The organism is Pseudonocardia sp. (genome assembly GCF_025465255.1).
Classification (GTDB): Bacteria; Actinomycetota; Actinomycetes; order Mycobacteriales; family Pseudonocardiaceae; genus Pseudonocardia.
Window position 1 is genome coordinate 1 of sequence record NZ_JAODNI010000020.1, and the last position, 6,412, is coordinate 6,412.

Here is a 6,412-nt window from a genome sequence, read left to right on the forward strand (position 1 = left end):
AAGCCGAACAGGATCGGCGTCGCGTACAGCAGCAGCATGATCGTGCCGTGCATCGTGAAGAGCTGGTTGTACTGCTCACTGGACAGGATCTGCTGTCCAGGGCGGGCGAGCTCGGCACGCATCAGCACTGCCATCGCACCGCCGGCCATGAAGAAGCCGAACGACGTGACCAGGTACAGGATCGCGATGTCCTTCGGATCCGTGGTCCGAAGCATGTGCGCGATCCGGCTTCCCTTGCCCGGTCGGCGGGCCGGATAGGGCCGCGTCTGGATAGGAACCGGCCGCACCGCTGTCATGGCTGCTCCTGCGCGAGGATCGGGCCCACTGCGTCGCAAGGATCGGGCCCACTGCGTCGACGATATCGGCCCTGGCGGCCCCTGTTAAGTGGCCGAACCAGTCACGGCTCCCTGTTGTTATGGCCTTCCCCAGCCGCACCTCCCCTCCCCTTTCACGACTGCCGGCCATCACTGCACAGCGGGGACTGCCGAGCTTCGTGTGCACGTCGGCGAACTGCCTCGCACGGCGTGGCCGACCTCGCACACGACGCCGGCCGTGAACTGGATTTCTAGCGACGGACAGCCCAATGCCGCAGGACTCTCGCGAATATCGACTACTCGGACTTCTGCGCGGCACGGTTCGCGTAGCGCCGTTCTTCGCTGGCTCGGACATAGGCTCTCCCCCCTCGATTCGTGGTACCGCGGGGAGGCGCGACCGGAGAGCTCAGCGCGGGAACCTCGGGCAGCCTGTCCCGCGCGCTCCACCTCGGTGACCTACCCGAGGTACGCGAGCCAGGCGGAGTACCGCTCGGGCGGCTCGTCGCCCTCATCGTTCCAAGGCCACTGCTCGTCGGTGTACGCGGTCGCCTCTGAAGAGATGTGCTGCATCAGATCGCTCCCACCGAGGGCGTGCACCCCTGTGGTCAAGACGTCCAGAAGATCCGGCTCGCAGGTAGGTTCCCCGGCCTCGGTTCCAGCCACGCATCAAGTCTCGCCCCGCTGCTTGGGTCCGCCTCGATCGGGCCTGCGCGGGACAGCCGGAACCTCGGGCAGTCCTGTTCCACACGCTCCACCTTGATGACCTGTCAGAGGTGGGCGGTCTCGCCACCGTGCGCCCCAGCCGCCGGGGCGCGGCGGCGAACTCAGCCTCCACGCGCTCCGCGTCTCCCGGCTCCACCCCGAGCAGTGCATCGGCGAGAAGACATCGACGCCCCTCGGCGTCGACTCCACACCGCGTGCGCGACCGCCGACGGCATCACCCGCATCGCCACCCCCTACCTCGACCACGCGAGAGCGTCGCCGGGGTCGGCAGCCGCGGGTTCGTCGCCCGCGGCCGCGACGCGGAGCCCGGCCTCGCGCTGCACCACAAGCACGAGACCGCGGAACTGACCGTCGCCGCCGAGCGCGACCGGGCCGTCGAGACCGGGCACGAACACGCACGAACGCGAGAGCAGGACCGAGCTTGGCCCCTGGCGCCGGACACGTTGATGTTCCCCCGGCTCGGCGGACTCGGGTTGCTGGATGATCACTGATCCCAGTAGTCCGGCCCCGATATGCCAAGCGGTACCCACCCGAGTTCCGACGCGAAGTCCTCGACCTCGTCACGGCCGGCCGTCGTGTCGCACAGGTCGCCGCCGACCTCGATATCAGCCAGCAGTGCATCTACGCCTGGCGCCGTCAGCAGATGATCGACCTCGGCCAGATACCCGGGACGACCACGGCACCGCGCACGATCGCGCTGCTCATGTGCCGCGCCGGGATCAAGGGCCTACCGAATCACCGCCGGCCCGCCCACGTCACGACACCCCGACCGCCGTCGACCTGATCGATCGCAACTTCGCCCGCCCGGCGCCGAATCAGCTGCGGGTCACCGAATCATCGAGCACCCCACCAGGGAGGGCAAGGTGTACTGCGCGGTCGTCCTGGACGTGCACTCCCGACGCGTCGTGGGCTGGTCGATCGACTCCAGCCAGACCGCCGCTCTCGCGACGAACGCGCTGGGCAGGCAAGCCGCGATTTCGGGTAGCCCGCTCTGCTGGTGGGGGCCTTCGGGGCCTTCCCCCGAGTCGAAGATCGCGATGCGAGGCGTGCACTGAACGCGCCGCGGGGCAAACTGCGCCCAGCCCGGAACCCTTCGCGCGGTCGGTAAACGCCCGGGACGCACCACGGCGTCCGGCTGATCGGGGTCCCTTCGGAGTACCGTGGCCAGCTGTTGCCCATCCGGAGCTCAGAAGGGTCAGCTGCGTGGTGAGCGAGCCGGGCGAGGGAGCGAAGAAGGCGCCCGTCCCAGGGTTGTTGCACAGCAAGCTGTGCGTTCCGCCGCTTCGGCCCGCTGCGCTCGACCGGCGTGCGGTAGTCGAGCAGCTGGACTCAGTGGCCGCTCCTGGGCGACTCGTCCTGGTCGTGGCGGGCGCCGGATGGGGCAAGTCCACGCTGGTGGCCTCCTGGGTCCGCCAGAAACCGGACCCGGACCGGTGCGTCTGGTTCTCCGTCGATCCGGGCGACGACGACGTCACGTGCTTCTGGGCTTACCTGCTCGCCGGTCTGGCGTCGGTCGACGCGGCCGCGTTCGCCACGTCGACACGCCTGCTGACCACGCTCGGCACGAGCGTGCTCGACGACGTCCTACCGGCGCTGATCAACGAACTGTCCGCGTTGGACGAGCCCGTCACTGTTGTGATCGACGACTACCACTTCATCACCACCGACGACGTCCACCGCAGCATGAGCCTGCTACTCGGCCACCTTCCGGAGACGCTGCGGCTCGTCCTGATCAGCCGGACCATCCCGGCATTACCGACGGTGCGGCTACGCGGTCAGGGACGGCTGGCGGAGATCACGATCGACCAGCTGCGGTTGTCTGGCCGCGAAGCCGCCGAACTGCTGGAGCGTGAGACGGGTACGGACTGGAAGGGGTCGCATGTCGCGCGGCTGCATGACACCACCGAAGGCTGGGCCACCGGGCTGCACCTCGCGGCGTTGTCATTGCGCGCGCACGCCGACCACCCGGATCTGGTCATCGGCCGGCTGACCGGGAACGACCGTCGGATCGGCGAGTACCTGATGAGCGAGGTCCTCACTCGGTTACCCCACGACCTCCGGACGCTGGCCCGGCGCAGCAGCATCCTGCAGCGGTTCAGCCCGGCCCTGTGCGCAGCTGTCACCGGGCAGCCGGACGCGGCCCAACTGTTGACCCGGATGGAGCGGGATCAGCTCTTCCTCGTTCCACTGGACAACCAGGGCGATTGGTACCGCTTCCATCACCTGTTCGCCGACGTGCTGCGGCGGGACCTCGATCGGGCCGAGGCCGATGTGGTGCCGGACCTGCACCGCCGCGCCGCCACGTGGTTCGCCGCGCACGATCTACCGGTCGAAGCGGTCCATCACGGCTTGGCCAGTCGGGACACGATGCTCGCCGCCGACCTGGTGGCCACGCACGGCCCCGTGGTGTCACACCGCGGCTACGTCGACACCGCACTCGGGTGGTTCCAGGCGCTCGGCGAGGACGTGTGCCGGGCGGACCCGCGCCTTTGTGTGGCCCGCGCCGTCGTCGCGGTCCACGCCTGCCGGATAACAGAAATGGTTCGGTGGGCCGACCTCGCCGAGGACGCCATCCAGCGTCCCGGAGTCACCACCGCGACTGCGCACGAGGTGCGAGTGCAGGTAGCCCTGACCAGATGGGCATCGGCCTCGTTCGCCGGCGACTCCACCGCGGCGCGGCGCCACGCAGAGCAGCTGCTCACCCTGGCCGCCGTCACCCCGCCTCCCCTGGGCGTCAACCCACCGGCTGTGCTCGGTCTGAGCCAGTACCGAGCAGGTGACCTGCGTGCGGCGCAGCACAATCTGGCCCGCGCCGCAGCTCTGGCCGTAGAGCACGGGGACGATCTCACCGCGATGCTCACCCTCGGAGTGCAGGCCATGATCGCGGCGCGGGACGGTGCAACCTTTGAGGCCGAGCGACTGGCCGTGGACGCGGAAGCCCGAAGCCACCGGCACAACCTCAGCGAGCACTTCGACGCCTTTTACCTTCACACGGCCCGCGGGTGGCTGAGCTGGCAAGAGGGCAAGTACCGGCATGCCAGGGGCCTGTTCGGGAGGGCGCTCGAGCTGGCGCGCCGCAGCCCGCTACGGGTGGAGACCGCGGAGATCCTCACCGCGCTGGCCGTCACCGAGCAGAAGCTCCACCACCATCGATCCGCCCGGGCCCACCTGGGCGAGGCCCGACGCATGATCGAGCAATGCCCCGATCCCGGGGAGCTTTTCCTCGACCCGCGCACCGTCCTCCTGGCCTGCACCCATCCCCGGCCTGCGACTCCCCTCCCGTTGAGCGGGCGGGAGACCGAAGTCCTCGAGGCGGTGGCCCAGGGCCTGACCAGCGGGGAGATCGGCGCCCGCCTCCACCTCAGCCGACGCACCATCGAGGCGCACCTCGGATCGATCTACCGCAAAATCGGCGTCACAACCCGAGCCGCCGCGATCCGCTATGCGTTCCAGCATGATCTGGCTGGTGAGAGCGGTAGCGATCGGAATATCGGCGTCTCGCAGGACTAGCCGCAGTCAGTGACATTACCTAGGTAACTCGGTACCGTCACACGACCCCGAACGCCGATCGACCATGTTCGGGGCTCATGTCGCGGTGCGCCAATCCCCTTCCTTAGCGCACGTGGCGTGAGGGCGGCCCGGTCTCAGTGGTGAGTGCCCCCTGACCGCTCAGACCGGGTCGCCCGAGAAGTCGTCTCTGCTCCGGTCCGCGCTGACGGCGCATGCCCCGCTTCTGCCCTTCCTCGCTCTGGAGGCTGCCCGTCATGACCGACACCACCGCCTCTCATGAGCTCCCGTGGGCAACGCCGACGTATGAGCGGCGAAACCCGCCCTGCTACGTGTGCAGCATCTGCGGCGGCCTCACCGGCACTCAAACCGCCGACATCTACCGGCACACCGAGTGGCACGCCGCCCTTGCCGCACTATTGGCACCCGAGGGCCGACGCGACCCGTCCCGGTGAACGCTCGCCACCGACGCCGGTCCGTCCTGCCGCACGACCAGCCGGCCTGGGCCCCCGCGGCAAAGGCGACCTGGCCCCACCATCGGGCCGCCGTCCTGCTGCTGGCAGCGGTAATCGTCGTGCTCGTCCTCGGCCTGCTCATCACCGGCGCGATGTCAGTACTACCGGCAGCGTTGTGCTCAGCTGCCGTTGCGCCCGGCCGGCGGGGGTCGCCTCAGACGGGGTACCGGCCTTCGGGCGGATTCCACCGAGCGTGCACGCCGTCCCACCACCAGCCGGCGTGTGCGGAGGGCGGCGCCCACCGCGAATGTGCGCCGTCCCACCACCAGCCCGCATGCGGCGGCGCCTGGCAGACGTTTCGAAGAAGCACCCTGCCGGGTGGGCGGTGGACGACCGAGGCCATCGAGGCGCGGTGATCGCCGTGGCACTCCCGGCCATGACGCCGGCCCGCCGATCCTGCTCGACGCCCCGGACGTGCTGGCCGAGGGCGAGGTGCGCCTCTCCACCGTCGACCCACGTCGCCTGGCGGACCACCGACCCTCATGGACCACTCCCTACCGCCGGCTCGTCAGGGGGGCCGCCGGCGACCGCGACGACGGTCGTCACGCCGTCGGGATCGAGGCGGGCGATGGGCGTGGCGTCGGCGCCGAGGATGTGTGCGACCTCCTGCACGACGGCCGCGAACACCTCGGCCGGTGGCACCCCGCGGGCGACCAGCGTGGCGACCCGGCGAAACGGCGCCTGTTCCTCGGCGAGCCGGCGGAGTTCGTCACGACTTTCCTCGAGCTGGGCGCGGCCCGCCGCGTTCGCCATCGCGGTCCCGATGAGCTCGGTGAAGTCCGCTATGCGCTGTTCGGTGTCGGCCGGGAGGCACTCGCAACGGGTCCCGGTGCCGATCGCGCCCCACACGCGACCCTCGACGATGATGGGCGCTGCGACCACCGACCGGATTCCCAGCCGAGGGAGTGGTCGCCGTAGGCGTCGGTAGCCTGGCTGAAGTCGTCGAGCGGCCGGACGGCCCGTGTGCAGGGCGATCGCCAGAGGCAGCGGCGGCTCGAGGTGGAAGCGGCTGCCCACCGCCGGCTCGTCGGGGCGGTCGCCGATGCGGGTGAGGATCGTCGCCCCTGCTCGTCGGCGAGCACGCGCAACTCCTCGCGGCTCGCCGCGTTCGCGGTCGCGAGGGTTTCGGCCTCCCGGGTGCGGCGCGCGGCCAGGCCGACCACCGAGCCGACCGCGCCGGCGACGAGGACGAACGCGACCAGGGCGACCAGGGCGACCACATTGTCGGGGTCGGCGACGTCGAAGTCGTAGAGCGGCGGGACGAAGTAATGGTCCAGCAGCACGGCGGCCGCGACCGCGGCGGCCAGCGCCGGGGCCAGCCCACCGACCCGCGCCACGACCACCACGGCGATG

Annotated in this window: 6 protein-coding genes and 2 pseudogenes; 2 read left to right on the forward strand and 6 right to left on the reverse strand. The window is 70.1% G+C overall.

Annotated elements, in window-relative coordinates:
• The 3 genes from JWP64_RS01990 to JWP64_RS02000 all read right to left on the reverse strand — a co-directional run.
• Window positions 1–296: cbb3-type cytochrome c oxidase subunit I (locus JWP64_RS01990; RefSeq protein ID WP_297491578.1), on the reverse strand; the 296-nt coding region annotated here is incomplete at its 3' end.
• A gap of 474 nt (window positions 297–770) precedes the next feature.
• On the reverse strand, window positions 771–923 hold the full coding sequence (locus tag JWP64_RS01995; RefSeq protein WP_297491580.1) for a hypothetical protein: 153 nt from the start codon (window positions 921–923) through the stop codon (window positions 771–773).
• 347 nt (window positions 924–1,270) lie between these two features.
• The gene (locus tag JWP64_RS02000) at window positions 1,271–1,432 is read right to left on the reverse strand and encodes a hypothetical protein (protein ID WP_297491583.1); all 162 of its coding nucleotides are present in this window, start codon (window positions 1,430–1,432) and stop codon (window positions 1,271–1,273) included.
• A gap of 95 nt (window positions 1,433–1,527) precedes the next feature.
• Here JWP64_RS02000 and JWP64_RS31325 point away from each other — a divergent pair, with 95 nt between their 5' ends.
• Entirely contained in the window at window positions 1,528–1,821 is a 294-nt protein-coding gene (locus JWP64_RS31325) for a transposase (protein WP_366889232.1), read from the forward strand.
• Between the two features lie 422 nt (window positions 1,822–2,243).
• Window positions 2,244–4,547, forward strand: coding sequence for a LuxR C-terminal-related transcriptional regulator (locus tag JWP64_RS02005; protein WP_297491587.1), 2,304 nt, complete (start codon window positions 2,244–2,246; stop codon window positions 4,545–4,547).
• 992 nt (window positions 4,548–5,539) lie between these two features.
• Here JWP64_RS02005 and JWP64_RS02010 read toward each other — a convergent pair.
• From JWP64_RS02010 to JWP64_RS31335, 3 genes and pseudogenes are all read right to left on the reverse strand, one after another.
• Complete coding sequence (locus tag JWP64_RS02010) at window positions 5,540–5,812, reverse strand: GAF domain-containing protein (RefSeq protein ID WP_297491590.1); 273 nt, start codon at window positions 5,810–5,812, stop codon at window positions 5,540–5,542.
• Window positions 5,813–5,941: 129 nt separating this feature from the next.
• Window positions 5,942–6,076: pseudogene (locus tag JWP64_RS31330) on the reverse strand (hypothetical protein); the annotation flags it as partial.
• 167 nt (window positions 6,077–6,243) lie between these two features.
• Window positions 6,244–6,405 (reverse strand): annotated as a pseudogene (locus JWP64_RS31335) (DUF4118 domain-containing protein); the annotation flags it as partial.
• Window positions 6,406–6,412: the final 7 nt, after the last annotated feature.

Excerpts from the sequence above, each read along its gene's own strand:
- JWP64_RS02010 (WP_297491590.1), bottom strand. The coding sequence starts at position 5,812 with ATGGCGAACGCGGCGGGCCGCGCCCAGCTCGAGGAAAGTCGTGACGAA.